Here is an 18514-nt window from a genome sequence, read left to right as displayed (position 1 = left end):
GTCAGTCAACTCGGGTATTCCTCAGCCTCAATGCATTGAAAACTACAGATGCAGAACTGACGCTCATGGCTATGGCAGCGATCATTGGCGACAGGAGGTGCCCCGTCAATGGATAGAGCAAACCAGCGGCAAGAGGTATACCCATTGAGTTGTAGAGAAAAGCAAAGCCCAAATTCTGGCGCATGTTTTTAACTGTGGCGACCGAAAGAGCTCGTGCTCGTAAGATCCCCATCAGGTCACCTTTGACCAGCGTGAGTTGCGCGCTATTCATCGCCACGTCAGTCCCCGTTCCCATGGCTATCCCCACATCTGCTCGCGCCAGGGCCGGAGCATCGTTGATACCGTCACCTGCCATGGCCACTTTTCGCCCGTGTTGCTGTAGGTCTGCCACCAGACGTTCCTTGTCTTGGGGTTTGACTTCACCGTGGACCTCTTCAATCCCCATCTCCCTGGCGACAGCCCGAGCGGTAGTAAGCCCGTCCCCAGTAGCCATGATGATTTTCACGTTGTGAGCCTTAAGCTTGGTGACGGCCTCTTTTGAGGTCGGCTTGATCGGATCTGATACGGCCAACAAACCTGCCAATGCGCCGTCGACGGCGAGGTAGATAATACTGATGCCGTCAAGTCGCAACACCTCAGCGCGCTCTTGTAGGGAGTTGGTGCTCACGCCTGCGGCTTCCATCAACGCTGTGTTCCCCAGCTGGAGCTTCTTGCCATCGACAACGCCACTGACGCCGATACCCGAATCCGACTCAAAGGATTCGGGCTTGGTGAGCTTTATGTTCTCGGCTCGGGCGTGATCGACGATCGCATGTGCTAAAGGATGCTCGCTGCCCTGATCAAGGCTGGCAGCCAGGTGAAGGACGTCGTCGGGATTGAAGGTGGGAGTGGCCTCCACGCTGTGAAACACGGGCCGTCCCTCTGTCAGGGTGCCTGTCTTGTCGACAATCAGCGTGTCGATTCTGCAAAGGCTTTCAATTGCACTGGCATCTCTGAACAAAACACCCATGCTGGCTGCTTTACCTGTCGACACCATGATCGACATAGGCGTAGCAAGTCCCAACGCACAGGGACAAGCGATGATCAGCACGGCGACAGCGTTGATTAGACCAAACACCCAACTGGGCTCAGGGCCGAAAAGCCCCCAACCGATAAATGTCATTATCGCAATCGCGATAACACCCATCACGAAGTAGCCGGCAATCGAGTCGGCCATTCGTTGCATCGGCGCCTTGGAACGCTGAGCTCTCGCGACCATCTGTACGATCTGGGACAGCATGGTTTCGGCACCGACCTTCTGGGCCTCCATCACCAGGCTCCCATGCGTATTCAGCGTGGCGCCGATCAGGCTATCTCCAGCTTTCTTCATTACCGGGACTGGCTCGCCAGTGAGCATCGACTCATCCACCGCACTTTCACCCTCAAGTAACGAACCATCAACTGGCACCTTTTCACCCGGTCTGACCCGTAAGTGGTCTCCCAGGTGCACATGTGTGAGAGGAATGTCTTCCTCCTGGCCATCGGCATTGATCCGGCGTGCAGTTTTGGGCGAAAGGCCGAGAAGAGACTTAATGGCGGCGGAAGTTTGTGATCGGGCTTTGAGCTCAAGGATCTGGCCAAGCAACGTGAGCGAGATGATGACCGCTGCCGCTTCGAAGTAAACGCCGATACGTCCATCTTGCATGAAATTGGAGGGAAAACTTTGGGGGAAGAGCGTTGCTATGACGCTGTACAGATAAGCTGCGGCGGTGCCCAACCCAATCAGAGTCCACATGTTGGGACTGCGATTTTTAACCGAGGCCAGTCCCCTTACAAAAAAAGGCCATCCTGCCCATAAGGTCACGGGTGTCGCCAGAGCGAACTCGATCCAGTTTTGAGCCGAACCATGAAGAAGTTGTAACGAGTGACCCGCCATCGCGAGCACGGTTACGACCACGGTTAAGGGCAGCGACCACCAGAAGCGGCGATTGAAATCCCGGAGTTCAGGATTTTCTTCTTCATCAAGCGCCGGCATGACAGGCTCTAGTGCCATGCCACATTTAGGACAGTTACCGGGGCCGGTCTGCCGTATTTCAGGATGCATCGGGCACGTAAATTCAGTGCCCGTTTGTACCGCAGACTCCGGCGTTGTGCTGCCTGACTCGTTGCGCACCACGTGGCCACTGTAGCGCTCAGGGTCCGCTCGAAACTTCTCCTGACATTTCAGGCTACAGAACCGATACGTCTGTCCCTGGTAAGTCTCAGCAAATTTACTCGACGAAGTGACTGCCATTCCACACACCGGGTCATGTAGATCAGCATCATCCCGGGAAGCAGCATGGGTGTGATTATGGTCGTGATGGCCAGAGGTGGTAGGCATGTCTATTCCCCTTGTAAGGTGCTACTAGAAATGAGCATATTCAGTACAACGCTGATTTGCGGCTCCACAGTGGTGCGGTGATGTTTCCGCACGGACCCCGGCTGAGAAGCGTTGCTATGTTACTTGCGACTTAGCGTAGCCAACTCTTGCGTCGGGCCGGCAGAAACAGCCGACTCCGGTTTATTTCAGATCAAATTCGCCGACCATTCCCGATTGGTAATGCCCCGGCACGTTGCAGGCAAACTGAAGCCCTGCACTGTCGTTGAAGGTCCAGATCAGCTCTTGGGTTGAGCCAGGCTCAATCAGGACACTGTTAGGGTCGTCATGCTCCATTGCGACCATCTTCATTCCGCCCATGCCGTGGCTCATGCCGCTCATCTTCCCGGTACCGGTAGGGCTTAATGTTCCGTTCTTGAACATGCTTGCCATTTCTTTCTGGTGTGCTGCATGAGCAGCGGCTTTGCCGATGTTGAACTCATGCAGCAGCGAACCCTCGTTGCGAAGGACAAAGCGGATTGTTTCACCAGGTTTTACGTCAATGCTTTTAGGCTTGAAAAAAATGTCGCCCATCTCGACCTCTACAGTGCGGGTAACGTCAGAGGCCACACCAGGCTGGCCTATGTCGTCTTGTCCATGCCCAGCATTAGCCATAGCCGTAGCAGCGAAAAAAAGGGTCATTGCTGCGATGAACGGGGTAGCGAGCGTAGTTTTCATGGTGACCTCAGGAATACGTGGGAACATTGGCTATGCTAATGATGCTCAGCTGCCAGCTAACTGACTTGGGCATTACTTCTTTGTCAGTTTTCTAAATAGATACGGCGTCCAATTGACGCCGCAACAAGATGCTGACAAGTACTTATCCTGGGGGCGTTTATTGATGGTTTTCTGAAAGCATCAATTTGTGCTCGCGCTGCATCTGGCGCAAAACGTCGTCAACAATTTTGTCGTGCTTCTCCATCCAGGCTAGATGCTGTTGGGGTGACATTGAGGCATCTGGGTGATCGTTGTGGAGCTGGCTCATGATGTCGCCAAGCATCTTCATGTGTTCTGCCATGTGGACGTGACGCTCTCCTTCAGGGGCTTGTTCAGCTTTCATCAACGTGGCCTCGGCCTTGTCGCGCAAACCTTCCATACGCTCAATCACACGATCTCCGCCGCTTTCAGCCCACACAGAAGCCGAGACCAGTATCGAGCTTACAAAAAACAGCATTTTCAGGTGGTTCATCGGGGTAGCTCCTCATGAGGGAATCCGACTTCCATACGATTCATCGCTCAGAGGTCGGTCGAGCACCAATGAAGTGCTCATGTCTGAACCCTAGCCAGCACTCGCTGACATCTACCTGAAGCCAAGATTACTTTTCTGTCAGTTGCTGGTTGGCTGCCAGTTTTCGTTGCAGACTCCGCTTAACCTTTATCTGAGAACGACCTCATGAGACTTCTTGTCGCTGAAGACGAACCAAAAATAGGTATCTATTTGCAGCAAGGGCTCAACGAGGCCGGGTTCAATGTCGACCGTTTCACGAATGGAAAAGAGGCGCTTCAGCACGCTTTGAGCGAAGCCTATGATCTGCTGATTCTCGACGTCATGATGCCGGGTTTGGATGGCTGGGAAGTCCTGCAGAAGGTGCGCGCTTCCGGGAAAGACGTCCCGGTGCTTTTTCTCACCGCCAGAGACCGCGTTGAAGACCGAGTGAAGGGACTTGAACTCGGTGCGGATGACTATCTGATCAAACCCTTCGCGTTTTCTGAATTGCTTGCTCGAGTCAGAACGCTGCTGCGTCGCGGTAGCAGCGCACCTTCGCAAACCTTTATGAAACTGGCTGACCTTGAAGTGGACCTGCTCAAGCGTCGAGCCATCCGAGGAGGCAAACGCATAGACCTTACGGCCAAAGAGTTCGCGTTGCTTGAGCTTCTGCTGCGTCGTCGAGGGGAGGTGCTGCCAAAGTCTCTTATCGCCTCCCAGGTTTGGGATATGAACTTCGACAGCGATACCAACGTTATCGAGGTTGCAGTGAGACGGCTCAGGGCCAAGATAGACGACGATTTTGAGGTCAAGTTGATTCATACCTCAAGGGGAATGGGTTACATGCTCGATGCACCAGATTCGGAGTCGTGATGAACCGGATGTCCCTGACGACTCGTATGAGTCTGATGTTTATGCTCGCGGTAACGGCCGTGCTCACGGTCGCCGGACTCAGTTTCAATAACCTCAGCCGGCATCATTTCAAGATGCTGGATCAGCAGGCATTGTACGAAAAACTCCACTCGACCCAGCGGATCTTGTCCGGGCTGAGCAACATCGATCAATTCAGCGAGGCTAAACCGGAGTTAGAAGCGCTGCTGGGCGCACACCGTGATTTGACTGCGCTTATCATCGATGGCGACGGCAAGGTGCTGTTTGCGGATCCCGGCCCGGTCGACGTTCCGAAGGCGTTTCGAACAACCACAAACACAACCGTCTGGGAATGGCGGGAGCAAGAGCAGATGTTCCGTGGTGTGACTGCGCAATCCGTAGTGACGGGACAAGAAAGGCCATTAACTGTCATGTTGATTTTTGACGTTACGCAGCATATGTCCTTTTTCGAGACGCTCGAACGATGGTTTTGGATAGGGTTGGTGATCAGCGCATTGGTCAGTGCTGCACTCGGCTGGATGGTAGCTAGCAGTGGCATGCGGCCTATCCGCCAGGTCACACGGGTTGCTGCCTCCATGTCAGCAAAATCACTCAAGGAGCGTATTCCCCTGGCACCCGTTCCGAAAGAGCTTCAACAGATGGTGTTGTCGTTCAACGCCATGTTATCCAGGCTCGACGATGCATTTGTCCGGTTATCCAACTTTTCGGCAGACATTGCCCACGAACTACGGACCCCCGTGAGCAACTTGATGACCCACACTGAAGTGGTGCTTTCGAGAAAAAGAAACATCGAGGACTACGAAGACAATTTGTACTCCAATCTTGATGACTTGAAGCGCATGAGCCGGATGATTGATGACATGCTTTTTCTGGCGAAATCTGACAATGGTCTAATTACGCACGAGAGCAAGCCAATAGACCTGGTGGCTGTCGTGGAAAAATTGCTTGAGTACTACCGCCTGTTGGCTGATGAACGAGGGATCGAGCTCAAGGTTTCAGGACGGGGGAGCGTGCGAGGTGATGTTCTTATGCTCCACCGAGCGATTTCCAATCTGCTCTCAAATGCGCTGCGCTACACCTATGAAGGGACGTCAATCAGTGTCGATATTCAGCACAAGGATGCGTCGGTAACGGTTGTCGTGGAAAACCATGGTGAGCCCATTGCCCCCGAACACCTTGAAAAGCTGTTTGATCGTTTTTATCGCGTGGACCCAGCGCGGCGAGAAGGAAGTCCAAGCAACGCAGGGCTAGGTCTGTCGATTACCCGATCAATTGTCGAAGCGCACGATGGCAAGATCTGGTGTACGTCAGGCGACGGGAAAACGGCTTTTCATCTTGAGTTTCCGGCCGTCGATTCGACGGTTAGCTGAGCGACAAAACATTTGGGACCAACGGCGTCTTGGCGTTGTGCGTTTAGCTACGCCTCTGCGGATTTTTCAGAGTGATTGAGCTCCCCGGTCCTGCGGTACGCCGTCTCTTTTCAGGCCTTGCTACGCTCAACGATTAGATGCCAAACATCGGATCAAGCTGACTGAAATGTAATCGAACAGTTTGTGATCGTGTGGCATCGTGTTCTCGCACTGTGACGTTAGGGCTAGCGAGTTTCTCCTGTTCAACCTGGCGAAGAGGACGGGGGCTCCGAGTTAATCAACAGTGGTTTTTAAAGAAATTAAAAACTAGTTCCTCCCAAAAAACCTCGAATCAACAGCGCTTGCTGTGAGGAGTCTTGCATGTCATTCCTTAAAACTACGTCCGTGGCCGTTGCAATCACTGCTGGTTTGCTTCTGAGTGCAGTGGCCCAGGCACATCCAAAACTTCTTTCTTCCACTCCGGCAGAAGGCTCGGATGCGGCGGCTCCGTCGAAAATCGAACTGCATTTTTCTGAGAATCTCACCACTCAGTTTTCCGGTGCAAAGCTGATCATGACCGACATGCCTGGCATGCCTAACTCCCCCATGGGTGTAAAGGCCGCTGTCGCTGCTGGTGGTGATCCGAAAACGATGGTGATTACGCCGGCTGCACCGCTGACCACCGGTACCTACAAAGTTGAATGGCGTGCAGTGTCTTCGGACACCCACCCGATCACCGGCAACTTTTCATTCAAAGTGAAATGATCCATGAGCGACTCATTAAATATCGTGGTTCGCTTTGCTCTCTATTTTGACCTGATGTTGTTATTTGGACTGGCCATATTCGGCTTGTACAGTCTCAGGGGAAAGGAAAGGGTATCGGGCACGGTCTTGAACTTTGAGTCGCTTCTTTACGGTACTTCTATTGCAGGTGTAGCTCTGTCCCTTGCTGCGATGTTGTTGCTTGCAAAAGCAATGAGCGGTGTATCGGAGCTTATGGAGCTACATCACCACATTTTTGAAATGGTCATCATGGGCACCGATGTTGGGTTGACCTGGATGGTTCGGATAGCCGCCTTGGTGGGGGCAATTCTGGGCGTCGCGTTGAATAAACGATATCCGACACCCAGCCTCTGGATCGTCACCGCCTGTGGAGCAATCGCGTTGGCCACGCTAGCCTGGACAGGGCATGGTGCCATGGACGAAGGCAGCCGCCGCTACTGGCATTTTCTCAGCGACATTTTCCATTTATTAGCGGCAGGTGGCTGGTTGGGTGCTCTAGCGGCCTTCGCTCTACTGCTGCGGTTGAAATCGCTGAAGGGTGAGGAGGAAGCACGTATTCTTGCCCGCGTGCTGACTGGCTTTGAGTCGGCCGGCGGTGTGATTGTTGCGATCATAAGCGTTACGGGAGTAGTAAATTACCTTTTCATCGTCGGTCCCAACCTTGATGAGGTCATGCTCAGTACCTATGGCCAGTTGCTGTTTTTGAAGATCCTGCTCTTTGCCGGGATGATCGTTTTAGCGACGCTGAACCGCTTTCACTTAAGCCCGCTATTGGAGCGCTCGGTTCGCAATGGTCAATACTCTGTAGCGGTCAATGCCTTGCGCCGCAGCATGAAATTCGAATTCCTGATGGCAATCCTCATCATCTGTCTTGTCGCATGGTTAGGCACGCTAAGTCCTGAAATGGAAATGAGCGCGCAATAGAGGTTTCTGGCAGCTAACCAAGAAGCCTAGAACGTGATTGTTAGCACCATTTCTACTGGCTACACTTCAGCCCATGACACGCTATCTACGGCTTTGCCTGATTTTCCTGATTAGCCTGGCGCTTCCCTTCAGCGGGATGGCGGGTGTTCAGGCGCCGACAGAGCCGTGCCCGATGCCAACCATGGGCATGGCGATGATGGACGGCATGGGCCAAGACTGCTGCCATGACATGAAAAGCCCAACCGAGCACGGTAAACCCTGTAAGCCGGGCCAGGAGTGCAAGACCGGCGGCATGCTGCAAGTCTCCATCATCAAGCCTCCGGTGACCCTGTCGAGCCCCCTCGCAGCGTCCATCTCCATAGATTCCCATCCTGTCCAAACTCCATCAGGGGTATGGCGACCTCCCCGCATTTGATTCCTGTACCACACTGAGCCTCATTCCGCGTCAGGCGGTATGGGATATCTGCGTGCATCTCTCATGAAGCACGCAGTGGATCATCACAGGAATCGTGAACATGAAATCCAAGTGCTATTGCACAGGGCGGCCCCTCGTGGCCATCTTGGCGGCAAGCGTATTGGCCACGCCGAGTTTCGCTGCTGCGTTGACACTCGATGATGCTTTGCAGCTGGCTGAAACCAATGCGCCGTCGCTGACTGCACAAGATGCAAAAATTCGTGCCGCCACTAGTGCAGCCATCCCAGCCGGGGAACTACCCGATCCCAAGTTGCTGGTAGGTATACAGAACTATCCCATTGGGGGGCCGGATCGCTGGAGCATCGATCAGGACTTCATGACCATGCAAATGGTCGGTGTCAGTCAGGAAATGCCGAACAGCGCCAAACGAAAAGCCCGAATCGAGGTTGCTGATGCAGCCATTGACCGCGCTGCCGCTGAGCGTCTGGTCGAACGTCTAAAGGTTCGTCAGGCCACGGCGCTGGCCTGGATCAGCAGCTATTCCGTTGAGCGTAAAGACGCGCTGTTCCAGGACTTCTATAGGGAAAACCGCCTGCTGGCCGATACCGTCCGCGCGCAGATTGCCGGTGGCCGCGCTCAACCTGCTGATGCCGTCACGCCCAAACAGGAGGCGGCACAACTGGAAGAGCAGCAGGACGATCTGATTCGCCAGAGATCGCAAGCCCGAGCAGCTTTGAAGAGCTGGATTGGACCAGCCGCAAACGATAAACCTGTGGGCAGCTTGCCTGAATGGCCTGTAGAAGCCTCTGGGTACTCTCACAACGTTCAACATCACCCAGAATTGGCAGCGTTTGCCCCAATGACCCGCGAAGCGCAGGCCAAGGTGCGCGAGGCCGAAGCGGAAAAGCGGTCTGATTGGAGCTGGGAAGTCGACTATCAGCATCGCGGCCGAGAGTTCGGCGACATGGTCAGCGTGCAGTTTTCATGGGATCTACCACTGTTTCCTGACTCGCGACAAAACCCAAAAATCGCAGCCAAGCATGCGGAACTCAATCAGCTTGAGGCTGAGCGTGAGGTCCTTTCACGCGAGCACACCCAGCAATTGGAGGATGACTTAGCGGACTATGAGCGCCTGAACCGCGCCGTTCATCGAGCCCAGACCAGCCTGCTCCCTTTGGCTAAGGAAAAGGTCGAGCTCACTATGGCCAGCTATCGCGCCGGCAAAGGCGATCTGAACTCCGTCGTGGCCGCTCGGCGCGAGCTTATCGAAGCCCGTCTCAAGCAGATTGATGTTGAAGAGCAGCGTGCTCTCACCAGCGCTCGCCTGTATTTCGCCTATGGGGAGTCCGCTCAATGATCTCTCGAACATGGAAAGGGGTTTTTGTTGTCAGCATCTCAATTGCTTTGGGAGTCGCCGGTGGTTACTGGTTGGCTCAACCGAGGGTGAGCGCAGTACCGGATGCAGCATCGGAGCCGAAGCCGGAGTCCTCAGTCGATCGCAAGGTTCTGTATTGGTACGACCCCATGTACCCACAACAGAAATTCGATAAGCCGGGTAAGTCGCCCTTCATGGACATGGAGATGGTCCCTCAGTACGCGGATAGCAAGGGGGACAGCGCCACTGTTCGCATTGATCCAAGCCTGACCCAGAATCTTGGTGTGCGACTGGCTACGGTCAATCGAGGTGTGTTTGCTTCGAGTCTGGACGTTGTAGGTGTATTGACCTTCAACGAGCGTGACGTCGCCGTCATCCAGGCCCGTACGGCGGGTTTCGTCGAGCGCGTGTATGCCCATGCTCCTGGCGATGTGATCAAAGCCAACGCCGCCTTGGCGGATATTCTTGTCCCGGAGTGGTCTGCGGCTCAGGAGGAGTTTCTCGCACTTAAGCGTAGCGGCGATGCGGGCTTGCTGGCAGCGGCTCGCCAGCGTTTGCGGCTTACCGGGATGCCGGCGGCATCGATTACTCAAGTAGAGCGCAGTGGCAAAGTCCAACCGAACCTGACCCTCACCAGCCCTATCAGTGGGGTGTTGCAAGAACTCGATGTGCGCGAAGGTATGACAGTGGCTGCCGGCCAAACACTGGCACGCGTGAATGGGTTGAGTAACGTCTGGCTGGCTCTGGCGGTCCCGGAGACTGAATTCGGGTCGATACAGCTGGGACAAGTGGCTGAGGCGCGTTTGCCCGCGTTCCCAGGCGTCGTGCTCAACGGCGTGGTAAGCGCGATTCTTCCAGAAACCAATCCCGATAGTCGCACCCTTCGCGTGCGCGTCGAATTGCCTAACCCGCAAGGCCGTCTCAGGCCGGGTATGACCGCACGCGTGAGCCTTAATCGCGCGACGGAGCAAAGTGTGCTGTGGGTGCCGAGCGAGGCGGTCATTCGCACCGGTCTACGTGCCCTGGTGATGCTCGCTGAAGACGCCGGTCGCTATCGTCCCGTGGAGGTGCAACTTGGGCAGGAAAGCGATGGCAAGACGGCGATATTGAAAGGGTTGGAAGAGGGCCAAAAAGTGGTTAGCTCTGGCCAGTTCCTGCTCGACTCAGAGGCCAGTCTTAAAGGCATCGTTGCCAAATCAGAGGAACCTTCACCCACCAGTGCAGCCGCCGCCGGTTTGCATGAAGCGGATGGGCAAATCGTTGAGATCAACGATAAAGAAGTCACTCTCGCTCACGGCCCTTTTAAGACGCTGGGCATGCCTGGCATGACGATGACGTTCCCGCTCGCCAATCCCGCTCTGATGCAGGGTCTTAAAACGGGCGACAAGGTCCGGATAGGTGTGAATCAGACCGACGACGGCTTGCGTGTTGAGCGTCTGGACAAATCAGGGGGCCAGCCATGATTGCAGCCCTGATTCGTTGGTCCGTAACCAACCGATTCCTGGTGCTACTGGCGACGCTGTTTATCACGGCGTGGGGCATTTGGTCGGTGCAGAGCACGCCCATTGATGCGCTACCAGACTTGTCCGATGTGCAGGTGATCATCCGCACCCCGTATCCTGGACAAGCACCCCAGATTGTCGAGAACCAGGTCACCTATCCGTTGGCCACCACCATGCTCTCAGTACCAGGTGCCAAGACGGTGCGTGGTTATTCCTTTTTCGGTGACAGCTTTGTCTATGTGCTGTTCGAAGACGGCACTGACTTGTACTGGGCTCGCTCGCGGGTGTTGGAGTACTTGAGCCAAGTACAAAGCCGCTTGCCGGCCAGCGCCAAGCCAGCGTTGGGGCCAGATGCGACAGGCGTAGGATGGATCTTCCAGTACGCGCTGGTGGATCGCACTGGCGGGCATGATCTGGCGCAGCTACGCGCACTTCAGGACTGGTTCCTCAAGTTTGAACTCAAGACCCTGCCCAATGTGGCGGAAGTGGCCACTGTGGGCGGCATGGTCAAGCAGTACCAAGTGCAGCTTGATCCGCTCAAACTGGCCAGTCTTGGTATTACGCAGGCCGAGGTGACCGAAGCGATCGGCAAGGCCAATCAGGAAACGGGTGGCGCGGTGCTGGAGATGGCAGAGACCGAGTTCATCGTGCGTGCATCCGGCTACCTGAAGACGCTCAATGATTTTCGGGCGATCCCCCTCAAGCTGGGATCGGGCGGTGTGCCGGTGAACTTGGGCGATGTCGCCACGATCCAGTTGGGGCCGGAGATGCGCCGTGGCATCACCGAACTCGACGGCGAAGGCGAGACGGTTGGCGGCGTGGTGATTTTGCGCAGCGGTAAGAATGCTCGCGAGACCATTGCGGCGGTCAAGACCAAACTCGACGAGTTGAAAAGCAGCCTTCCGGCCGGAGTGGAAATTGTCACCACCTACGACCGTGGGAAACTGATTGACCGCGCTGTTGAAAACCTCAGCCACAAGCTCATCGAAGAGTTCATCGTTGTCGCATTGGTTTGCGGGATCTTTCTTTGGCACCTGCGCTCCTCTCTGGTGGCTATTATTTCCCTGCCGGTCGGTGTACTGATGGCCTTTATTGTCATGCGCTACCAAGGGCTCAACGCCAACATCATGTCCCTGGGTGGGATAGCCATCGCCATCGGCGCCATGGTCGATGCTGCTGTGGTGATGATCGAAAACGCACACAAGAAAGTTGAGGCATGGCACGTGGCCAATCCAGGTGAGGAACTGAATGGTGAACGTCATTGGCAGGTAATGACCGAAGCGGCGACTGAAGTTGGACCAGCCCTATTCTTCTGTTTGTTGATCATCACTCTTTCGTTCATTCCGGTGTTCACCCTGCAAGCGCAAGAGGGTCGGCTGTTCGGCCCGCTGGCTTTCACCAAGACCTACGCCATGGCTGCAGCAGCGGGATTGTCAGTGACCTTGGTGCCGGTTTTGATGGGCTACTGGATTCGGGGACGGATTCCTAATGAAAAAAACAACCCGCTGAGCCGCTGGCTCATCCGGATCTACCAGCCGGCTCTGGATGCAGTGCTGCGGCGACCGAGGATCACGCTGCTTGTGGCGGCGTTGGTGTTTTTTAGTGCGCTATGGCCAATGTCGCGCTTGGGGGGCGAGTTTCTTCCGCCTTTGAATGAGGGCGACCTGCTCTATATGCCTTCGGCGCTGCCCGGATTGTCCGCACAGAAAGCGGCGCAACTGCTGCAACAGACCGACCGCCTGATCAAGACCGTGCCAGAGGTCGAACATGTCTTCGGTAAAGCGGGACGTGCCGAAACTGCCACCGACCCGGCGCCGCTGGAGATGTTCGAAACCACCATCCAGTTCAAGCCACAGGAGCAATGGCGACCAGGCATGACTCCGGAAAAACTGGTGGAGGAGCTGGACCGAGTGGTGCGAGTTCCTGGGCTGACGAATATCTGGATACCACCGATTCGCAACCGAATAGACATGCTGGCTACGGGGATCAAAAGTCCTATTGGTGTAAAGATTGCCGGCACCAACCTGACGGAAATCGATTCGGCGACTCAGGCGGTCGAGCGAGTGGCCAAGGGCGTAGCCGGTGTCAGTTCGGCTCTGGCCGAGCGATTAACCGGTGGACGTTACATCGACGTGGATATCGACCGACAAGCCGCCGCCCGATACGGACTGAATATCGCCGATGTGCAGTCGATCGTGGCCGGCGCTATCGGCGGGGAAAATGTCGGTGAAACCATTGAAGGGCTTGCACGCTTCCCAATCAACGTCCGTTACCCTCGGGAGTGGCGGGATTCGCTTAGCGCTTTGGAGCAGTTGCCAATCTACACCCCGCTAGGCAGCCAGATCACCCTTGGCACAGTGGCGAAGATCAAGGTCAACGACGGGCCGCCGATGCTCAAAAGTGAAAACGCACGGCCTTCAGGCTGGGTGTACATCGACGTGCGTGGCCGGGACATTGCATCGGTAGTCGCCGATCTACGTCGGCTCGTCAGCGAGCAGGTCAAGTTGCAGCCCGGCATGAGCCTGAGCTACTCAGGTCAGTTCGAGTTTCTTGAGAGGGCAAATGCACGACTAAAACTGGTGGTCCCCGCCACGCTGCTGATCATCTTCGTCCTGCTTTACCTGACATTTGCACGCTTTGATGAGGCTTTGCTGATTATGGCCACGCTGCCATTCGCTCTCACGGGCGGAGCATGGTTTCTCTATCTGTTGGGATTCAACCTGTCGGTTGCCACCGGGGTCGGCTTTATCGCCCTGGCTGGAGTTTCTGCCGAATTTGGCGTGATCATGCTGCTCTACCTGAAAAATGCCTGGGCCGAGCGTCAAGAGCTCGGTGACAACACAGAACGCGGGTTGATGGCCGCGATTCGTGAAGGCGCTGTGCAGCGCGTTCGCCCCAAGGCCATGACCGTTGCGGTGGTTATCGCTGGTTTGTTACCAATACTTTTAGGAGGTGGTGCCGGCAGCGAGGTGATGAGCCGCATTGCCGCCCCGATGATTGGCGGTATGGTCACGGCGCCGTTGCTGTCGCTGTTCGTCATTCCGGCGGCCTATCACCTCATGCGCCGTCGACGCCTATCCGCTGAGCCTGGCAGGCACTAACGCGGAAAAAATGTGCAAAAGGGGCTGCGCTTGCAGCCTCGTTTGAGTTGCACATCTCGTTGTCATCAGTTCTACGCGCGGTATGTATCGAAATTAGCGAGTTTATGTATTTTGCATAAACTCGCTAATTTCGATACATACGCTGTGGTCAGTGCCATTCCCCACCAGCACTTGCTAGAAAAACGCCCGCTTCCATCACTGCGTTTCGATGAGCCAAAAAAAGCACCCTGCTCAAAGCCGACTTAGCATTCGTCACCCTGATATCTCTCTTGAAATTGAGGCAAATGACCTTAATATGATCTTATCTTGCCGTCATCGTTTTCGATCATGGATGTTTCTCGGGGGGTAGGTCGGAATGGCAGAACAAGAAGACGCAAAGCCTGCGAGTGGGCGCTTTAATACGAATGATGAGACGAAGCGGATCGTATGGACACAGACCGCTGGTCATTGTGAACTGTGCGGCGCAGATCTAACGTTCGACTATCGTGCCGGCAAGCCAATGAAATGGGGCGAAGTGGCGCATATCCTACCCGCCAGTCCCAAGGGGCCTCGGGGACGTGCGGATCATGATGCTGAGGCGCACACAAACGATACTGCCAACCTGATGCTCCTCTGCCCAGGCTGTCATGACAGAATTGATCGTGACGCAGATGGTTACCCTGAAAATAGTTGGAGCCCAAGCTGAAAGAGATTTTGCATAGGGCAATTCTTGAGGGCTTCGACGAAGCTCGGGTGGCGATTCTGTCCCGAGATTATGGGCGCGCTTACTATTGGCTTGAACGTACCCACATCCTCTCACAACGCCGCACTTTGCTACGTGCAAAGTCACACGTCTTGATGCTGTACGTGGGCGTCAAGACACATGATCCTCGGGAGATCCTGGGACAAATAACACGAGTTATCGCTGCACTGCTATTTTCTAAAGTATGAGTGCCTTCGGGGAATGCTGGTCGTGCCCGGGTCAGTGCCTTTCAGGTGATGCCACTTTCTCAAGAGCTGGAAACTCTTCTTAATGAAGATTGATCCACACGTGCGGTCTAAGTCGTTGTCGCATCCGCTAACACACCTATGGAGAGGCATATGAGCGCTGGTCATAGTCACGGTCAAGCACGTGCAGGACATGAGAAAAAACTGTGGATCGCTCTCGCGTTAACGACGAGTTTTATGATCTCAGAGGTCATTGGGGCTTTCATTACCGGCAGCTTGGCGTTGTTATCGGACGCAGCTCATATGCTGACCGATTGCACTGCATTAGCTATTTCATTGGTCGCTATTCAGATCGCCAAGCGCGCAGCGGATAAAAAAAGGACATTTGGATATGCACGATTTGAGATTCTCGCAGCCGCTTTCAACGCGATTCTGTTGTTCATGGTGGCGGTCTACATCCTGTACGAGGCCTATCAGCGTTTTAAAACTCCGACAGAAATAGAATCAACAGGCATGCTGATCGTGGCAGTGATCGGGCTAGTTGTGAACCTTGTCTCAATGCGCTTGCTGATGTCTGCCAGTGACGAAAGTCTTAACGTCAAAGGCGCTTATCTGGAGGTTTGGAGTGACATGCTAGGCTCCATAGGCGTGATAGGAGCCGCACTGATCATTCGCTTTACCGGATGGACTTGGGTGGACGCGATCGTTGCCGCAGCTATTGGGTTATGGGTCCTTCCCAGAACTTGGATCCTGCTTAAAGAAAGCATGAATATCCTGTTGCAAGGCGTTCCGGAGGGCATTGATATCGCTGAAGTGGAGCTAAGAATAAGAGCGGTTGAAGGCGTTGAGGATATTCATGATTTGCATATCTGGGCTTTGACCAGCGGCAGGAATGTCATGAGTGCACACCTTGTCGTCCAACGTTTCTCACGCACCGAGCAGGAAATACTGGCTGAAGTGACACACCTCATGAGCGAAGTGTTCCATATAAGCCATACGACGCTTCAATTAGAGAATTCGCAGTTTCATGAAGGGCTCGAAGAAAACGAAGGTTTGCAGCACTAGAAAGATACGTCGCGTACAGCCCTGTCAGTGGTAGGGCACGTAAGGGGAGGCCCCCTACACCACCAGAGCATTTCTAGAGGTATGGGGGGATATGAGTGCGGATTTTGCAAGCTTGATATTGAAACTCACCCCTGAACCCGTCTTGCCTGCTGCCAGGAAGTTTGTCCTTCGAGGTTTGGAAAATTCAACCTGAAAACGGTAATGCTACCAGGCATGCTCTGAACCTCCGCTGTTCCCTGATGAAGACTCATGATCGATCTGACAATCGCCAAGCCAAGACCAGTCCCACCTTCCGCACGGGAGCGACTGGTGTCGACTCTATAAAAACGGTCGAACAAGTGCGTCAGATGCTGAGGTTCGATCCCTGCGCCTGGATTGCCTACAAGTAGCGAGACTCGTTCGGCATGGCTTTCGATAACAATTGAAATAGATTGGCCGGCCGGGCAGTGGCGTATAGCGTTCGACAGCAGATTCGATATTGCTCGCTGAATCATCAGCCTGTCGCCAATGGTCTTGCCATTTCCGGCGACGCTTAGGCTGATCCGCTTTTCTTCCGCCGACAGTGAAAACAGATCGACGACCTTCAATGCTTCATCTTCTAAGGTAATTGTCTCGAACGGGACGAGCGCCGCTGGATGACTGACTTGAGCGAGGAAGAGCATATCCGAGACGATCCGGGTGACTCGGCCCAACTCTTCGGTGCAAGACTCCAACACCGCTTTGTACTCTTCTGCAGGTCGCTCCCGAGATAGTGTCACTTGTGCCTTTCCCATCAAATTGGTGATTGGGGAACGTAATTCATGGGCCAAGTCATCGGAAAACTGCGACAGCTGCTGAATACCACTGTCGAGCCTGTGGAGCATGAAATTGATACCATGGGCCAGTTCACTCAGTTCCTGAGGCATTTTTACCACTGAAAGACGATGACTGAGATCTTGGGCAGAGATCATGGCGGCGACCTTTCGAAATTCTCTCAGGGGAGAGAGCCCTCGTTGCACCACGGCCCAAGCGCTAATTCCAATGAGTATCAGTAAAAGCGGTAGAGCAATAATCGTCGATCGAAGATACGCGCTGAGCAATGCTTCATCGTTCGCACTATCCATGGACAGCAATACGGCGACATTTTTACCATTCTTCAATCGGATGAGTTTGGATGCGGTGAGGAAGTGTCGACCTTCGCTGTCGGAATTTGAGGAATATGAAAGATTGTCGATGGCGGCATTAGCAGCTTTCAATTCGATTCGTGGATCCGACAAACCAGTTCCGAATTTTAGTACTGGGGTCCTGAGGTTTGTCAGGTCATAGATGGACAAATTTAGATTATCGTGCCCCATGACTTGATCCAGCAAGGAGTGCGGTTTCGAGTTCACCTCCGCCATATCCTCGTAAAATGAGAGGCTGTGTTCCACCTGCTCCATTTTCTTTTCCAGACTATGTTTCGCCAATTTATCCAGCTCATGTGTTAGCGCGAAAAAGGCCAATATAGCCAGAAACACCACTAACAACGCCCCCAAGATACTCACCGTCAAACCAAGTCGCATTGACAGGCTCGCCGGCTTCATTCGCGTGCCTCCAATACGTAACCAACCCCGCGAAGGGTGTGGATCAATTTGTTATCAAAGGGATCGTCAATTTTGGCCCTCAATCTACGGATTGAAACCTCTACAACGTTGGTGTCGCAGTCAAAATTCATATCCCACACTAAGGAGATGATTTGGGTTCGTGAGAGTACCTCTCCAGTCTGACGCATCAGTAGATGCAGAAGCGCGAACTCCTTGGTCGTCAAATCTATACGCTGCGCGCCACGAAAGGCACGGTGGCGCCCTTGATCGAGCTCCAGATCGGCTACTTTGAGTACCTGCGGTACAGGAATGTGTTCACTTCGACGCATAAGGGTTCGTACTCGGGCAAGCAGCTCTGGGAACTCAAACGGTTTAACCAGATAGTCATCAGCACCCAGATCGAGCCCGCGAATTTTGTCCGCAAGCCGTCCCCGGGCCGTCAACATCATCACCCTGGTATTGCTGCTTTGGCGCAGATGTTCAAGAACACCCCAGCCATCAAGTTCTGGAAGATTAACGTCGAGTATCACCAAATCATAGACATGTTGACGTGCAAGATGAAGTCCATCTGCTCCGGTTACCGCACGGTCGACTATATAGCCACTTTCTGTCAGCCCTTGATGCAAGTATTCGGCAGTTTTAGGCTCGTCCTCAATTACAAGGATTCGCATGATATTTCGCCCTCTTCAATAGGAAGTCAGTTGGGTCAGAAGTGTTATTGTTTTATTTTCTGAGAAGAATTATATAATTCGAAACCATTTAATTTTTTGCGCTTACCGATATCCGGCATTAGATATTAAATAATGATCTTAAAGCCTGTAGCCGCTACAGGGTCAAGCTTAAACCCCCGGTCTTGAGCCATCACAGCGACTCCTTGCGACAACGTGTCGCACTTTGACCGTTGAATCGAACACTGGGCAAGCGCCACACATGGTTAACCAAAATCGACAAGTGCTGTTCGGCAGATACCAGGTTGGTATTTGTTTCGGCATATTGCTGCCCCCACGTTCGAATCTTT

Annotated in this window: 15 protein-coding genes and 1 pseudogene; 11 read left to right on the top strand and 5 right to left on the bottom strand. The window is 54.0% G+C overall.

Translation table 11 applies throughout. From position 1 onward, the window contains the following. Position 1: 1 nt before the first annotated feature. The 3 genes from QMX86_RS01235 to QMX86_RS01225 all read right to left on the bottom strand — a co-directional run bounded on the left by QMX86_RS01235 (position 2) and on the right by QMX86_RS01225 (position 3584). On the bottom strand, positions 2 to 2359 hold the full coding sequence (locus QMX86_RS01235) for a heavy metal translocating P-type ATPase (RefSeq protein WP_116826528.1): 2358 nt from the start codon (positions 2357 to 2359) through the stop codon (positions 2 to 4). Positions 2360 to 2539: 180 nt separating this feature from the next. After that, entirely contained in the window at positions 2540 to 3073 is a 534-nt protein-coding gene (locus QMX86_RS01230; RefSeq protein ID WP_019816982.1) for a plastocyanin/azurin family copper-binding protein, read from the bottom strand. A gap of 157 nt (positions 3074 to 3230) precedes the next feature. Then, positions 3231 to 3584: a co-regulatory protein PtrA N-terminal domain-containing protein gene (locus QMX86_RS01225; RefSeq protein WP_024014911.1), complete on the bottom strand. Its 354-nt coding sequence runs from the start codon at positions 3582 to 3584 to the stop codon at positions 3231 to 3233. A gap of 204 nt (positions 3585 to 3788) precedes the next feature. Here QMX86_RS01225 and QMX86_RS01220 point away from each other — a divergent pair, with 204 nt between their 5' ends. From QMX86_RS01220 to QMX86_RS01170, 11 genes and pseudogenes are all read left to right on the top strand, one after another. Then, the gene (locus QMX86_RS01220; protein ID WP_019816984.1) at positions 3789 to 4475 is read left to right on the top strand and encodes a heavy metal response regulator transcription factor; all 687 of its coding nucleotides are present in this window, start codon (positions 3789 to 3791) and stop codon (positions 4473 to 4475) included. Then, complete coding sequence (locus tag QMX86_RS01215; RefSeq protein WP_024014910.1) at positions 4475 to 5863, top strand: heavy metal sensor histidine kinase; 1389 nt, start codon at positions 4475 to 4477, stop codon at positions 5861 to 5863. Before QMX86_RS01220 ends, QMX86_RS01215 begins: the two co-directional genes overlap by 1 nt. A gap of 360 nt (positions 5864 to 6223) precedes the next feature. Then, complete coding sequence (gene copC / locus QMX86_RS01210; RefSeq protein ID WP_024014909.1) at positions 6224 to 6607, top strand: copper homeostasis periplasmic binding protein CopC; 384 nt, start codon at positions 6224 to 6226, stop codon at positions 6605 to 6607. 3 nt (positions 6608 to 6610) lie between these two features. Continuing rightward, positions 6611 to 7549, top strand: a complete 939-nt coding sequence (gene copD, locus QMX86_RS01205; protein WP_024014908.1) for a copper homeostasis membrane protein CopD — start codon at positions 6611 to 6613, stop codon at positions 7547 to 7549. Positions 7550 to 7622: 73 nt separating this feature from the next. Further along, positions 7623 to 7964 (top strand): hypothetical protein, encoded by a 342-nt coding sequence (locus QMX86_RS01200; protein ID WP_282381612.1) that lies wholly within the window; start codon positions 7623 to 7625, stop codon positions 7962 to 7964. A 100-nt stretch (positions 7965 to 8064) separates the two neighbouring features. Further along, positions 8065 to 9321 carry a TolC family protein gene (locus QMX86_RS01195; protein ID WP_024014906.1) on the top strand — a complete coding sequence of 419 codons (1257 nt, stop codon included), beginning with the start codon at positions 8065 to 8067 and terminating at the stop codon, positions 9319 to 9321. Beyond that, positions 9318 to 10802 carry an efflux RND transporter periplasmic adaptor subunit gene (locus QMX86_RS01190; RefSeq protein WP_039593196.1) on the top strand — a complete coding sequence of 495 codons (1485 nt, stop codon included), beginning with the start codon at positions 9318 to 9320 and terminating at the stop codon, positions 10800 to 10802. The genes QMX86_RS01195 and QMX86_RS01190 overlap by 4 nt, the downstream gene beginning before the upstream one ends. Then, positions 10799 to 13942 (top strand): efflux RND transporter permease subunit, encoded by a 3144-nt coding sequence (locus QMX86_RS01185; RefSeq protein ID WP_024014904.1) that lies wholly within the window; start codon positions 10799 to 10801, stop codon positions 13940 to 13942. Before QMX86_RS01190 ends, QMX86_RS01185 begins: the two co-directional genes overlap by 4 nt. A 355-nt stretch (positions 13943 to 14297) precedes the next feature. Further along, positions 14298 to 14627 (top strand): HNH endonuclease signature motif containing protein, encoded by a 330-nt coding sequence (locus QMX86_RS01180; RefSeq protein WP_073470827.1) that lies wholly within the window; start codon positions 14298 to 14300, stop codon positions 14625 to 14627. 47 nt (positions 14628 to 14674) lie between these two features. Beyond that, positions 14675 to 14965 (top strand): annotated as a pseudogene (locus tag QMX86_RS01175) (DUF3703 domain-containing protein). A gap of 57 nt (positions 14966 to 15022) precedes the next feature. Then, positions 15023 to 15934 (top strand): cation diffusion facilitator family transporter, encoded by a 912-nt coding sequence (locus QMX86_RS01170; RefSeq protein WP_151550775.1) that lies wholly within the window; start codon positions 15023 to 15025, stop codon positions 15932 to 15934. A 125-nt stretch (positions 15935 to 16059) separates the two neighbouring features. Here QMX86_RS01170 and QMX86_RS01165 read toward each other — a convergent pair whose 3' ends face one another. Beyond that, on the bottom strand, positions 16060 to 17496 hold the full coding sequence (locus QMX86_RS01165; RefSeq protein WP_151550776.1) for a heavy metal sensor histidine kinase: 1437 nt from the start codon (positions 17494 to 17496) through the stop codon (positions 16060 to 16062). Further along, positions 17493 to 18167, bottom strand: a complete 675-nt coding sequence (locus QMX86_RS01160) for a heavy metal response regulator transcription factor (RefSeq protein WP_039593197.1) — start codon at positions 18165 to 18167, stop codon at positions 17493 to 17495. Before QMX86_RS01160 ends, QMX86_RS01165 begins: the two co-directional genes overlap by 4 nt. Positions 18168 to 18514: the final 347 nt, after the last annotated feature.

Source organism: Pseudomonas sp. PS01270 (genome assembly GCF_029959775.1).
In the GTDB taxonomy this organism is placed as follows: Bacteria; Pseudomonadota; Gammaproteobacteria; order Pseudomonadales; family Pseudomonadaceae; genus Aquipseudomonas; species Aquipseudomonas atacamensis.
This window is presented reverse-complemented; position numbering and strand designations above follow the sequence as displayed.

Bases quoted from the DNA above. Each gene is read 5' to 3' on its own strand.
- QMX86_RS01220 (WP_019816984.1), top strand. From the start codon at position 3,789: ATGAGACTTCTTGTCGCTGAAGACGAACCAAAAATAGGTATCTATTTG.
- QMX86_RS01170 (WP_151550775.1), top strand. From the start codon at position 15,023: ATGAGCGCTGGTCATAGTCACGGTCAAGCACGTGCAGGACATGAGAAA.
- QMX86_RS01160 (WP_039593197.1), bottom strand. From the start codon at position 18,167: ATGCGAATCCTTGTAATTGAGGACGAGCCTAAAACTGCCGAATACTTG.
- QMX86_RS01230 (WP_019816982.1), bottom strand. From the start codon at position 3,073: ATGAAAACTACGCTCGCTACCCCGTTCATCGCAGCAATGACCCTTTTT.
- QMX86_RS01200 (WP_282381612.1), top strand. From the start codon at position 7,623: ATGACACGCTATCTACGGCTTTGCCTGATTTTCCTGATTAGCCTGGCG.
- QMX86_RS01185 (WP_024014904.1), top strand. From the start codon at position 10,799: ATGATTGCAGCCCTGATTCGTTGGTCCGTAACCAACCGATTCCTGGTG.
- QMX86_RS01190 (WP_039593196.1), top strand. From the start codon at position 9,318: ATGATCTCTCGAACATGGAAAGGGGTTTTTGTTGTCAGCATCTCAATT.
- QMX86_RS01165 (WP_151550776.1), bottom strand. From the start codon at position 17,496: ATGAAGCCGGCGAGCCTGTCAATGCGACTTGGTTTGACGGTGAGTATC.
- QMX86_RS01215 (WP_024014910.1), top strand. From the start codon at position 4,475: ATGAACCGGATGTCCCTGACGACTCGTATGAGTCTGATGTTTATGCTC.
- copD (WP_024014908.1), top strand. From the start codon at position 6,611: ATGAGCGACTCATTAAATATCGTGGTTCGCTTTGCTCTCTATTTTGAC.
- QMX86_RS01180 (WP_073470827.1), top strand. From the start codon at position 14,298: ATGGCAGAACAAGAAGACGCAAAGCCTGCGAGTGGGCGCTTTAATACG.
- QMX86_RS01195 (WP_024014906.1), top strand. From the start codon at position 8,065: ATGAAATCCAAGTGCTATTGCACAGGGCGGCCCCTCGTGGCCATCTTG.
- QMX86_RS01235 (WP_116826528.1), bottom strand. From the start codon at position 2,359: ATGCCTACCACCTCTGGCCATCACGACCATAATCACACCCATGCTGCT.
- copC (WP_024014909.1), top strand. From the start codon at position 6,224: ATGTCATTCCTTAAAACTACGTCCGTGGCCGTTGCAATCACTGCTGGT.
- QMX86_RS01225 (WP_024014911.1), bottom strand. From the start codon at position 3,584: ATGAACCACCTGAAAATGCTGTTTTTTGTAAGCTCGATACTGGTCTCG.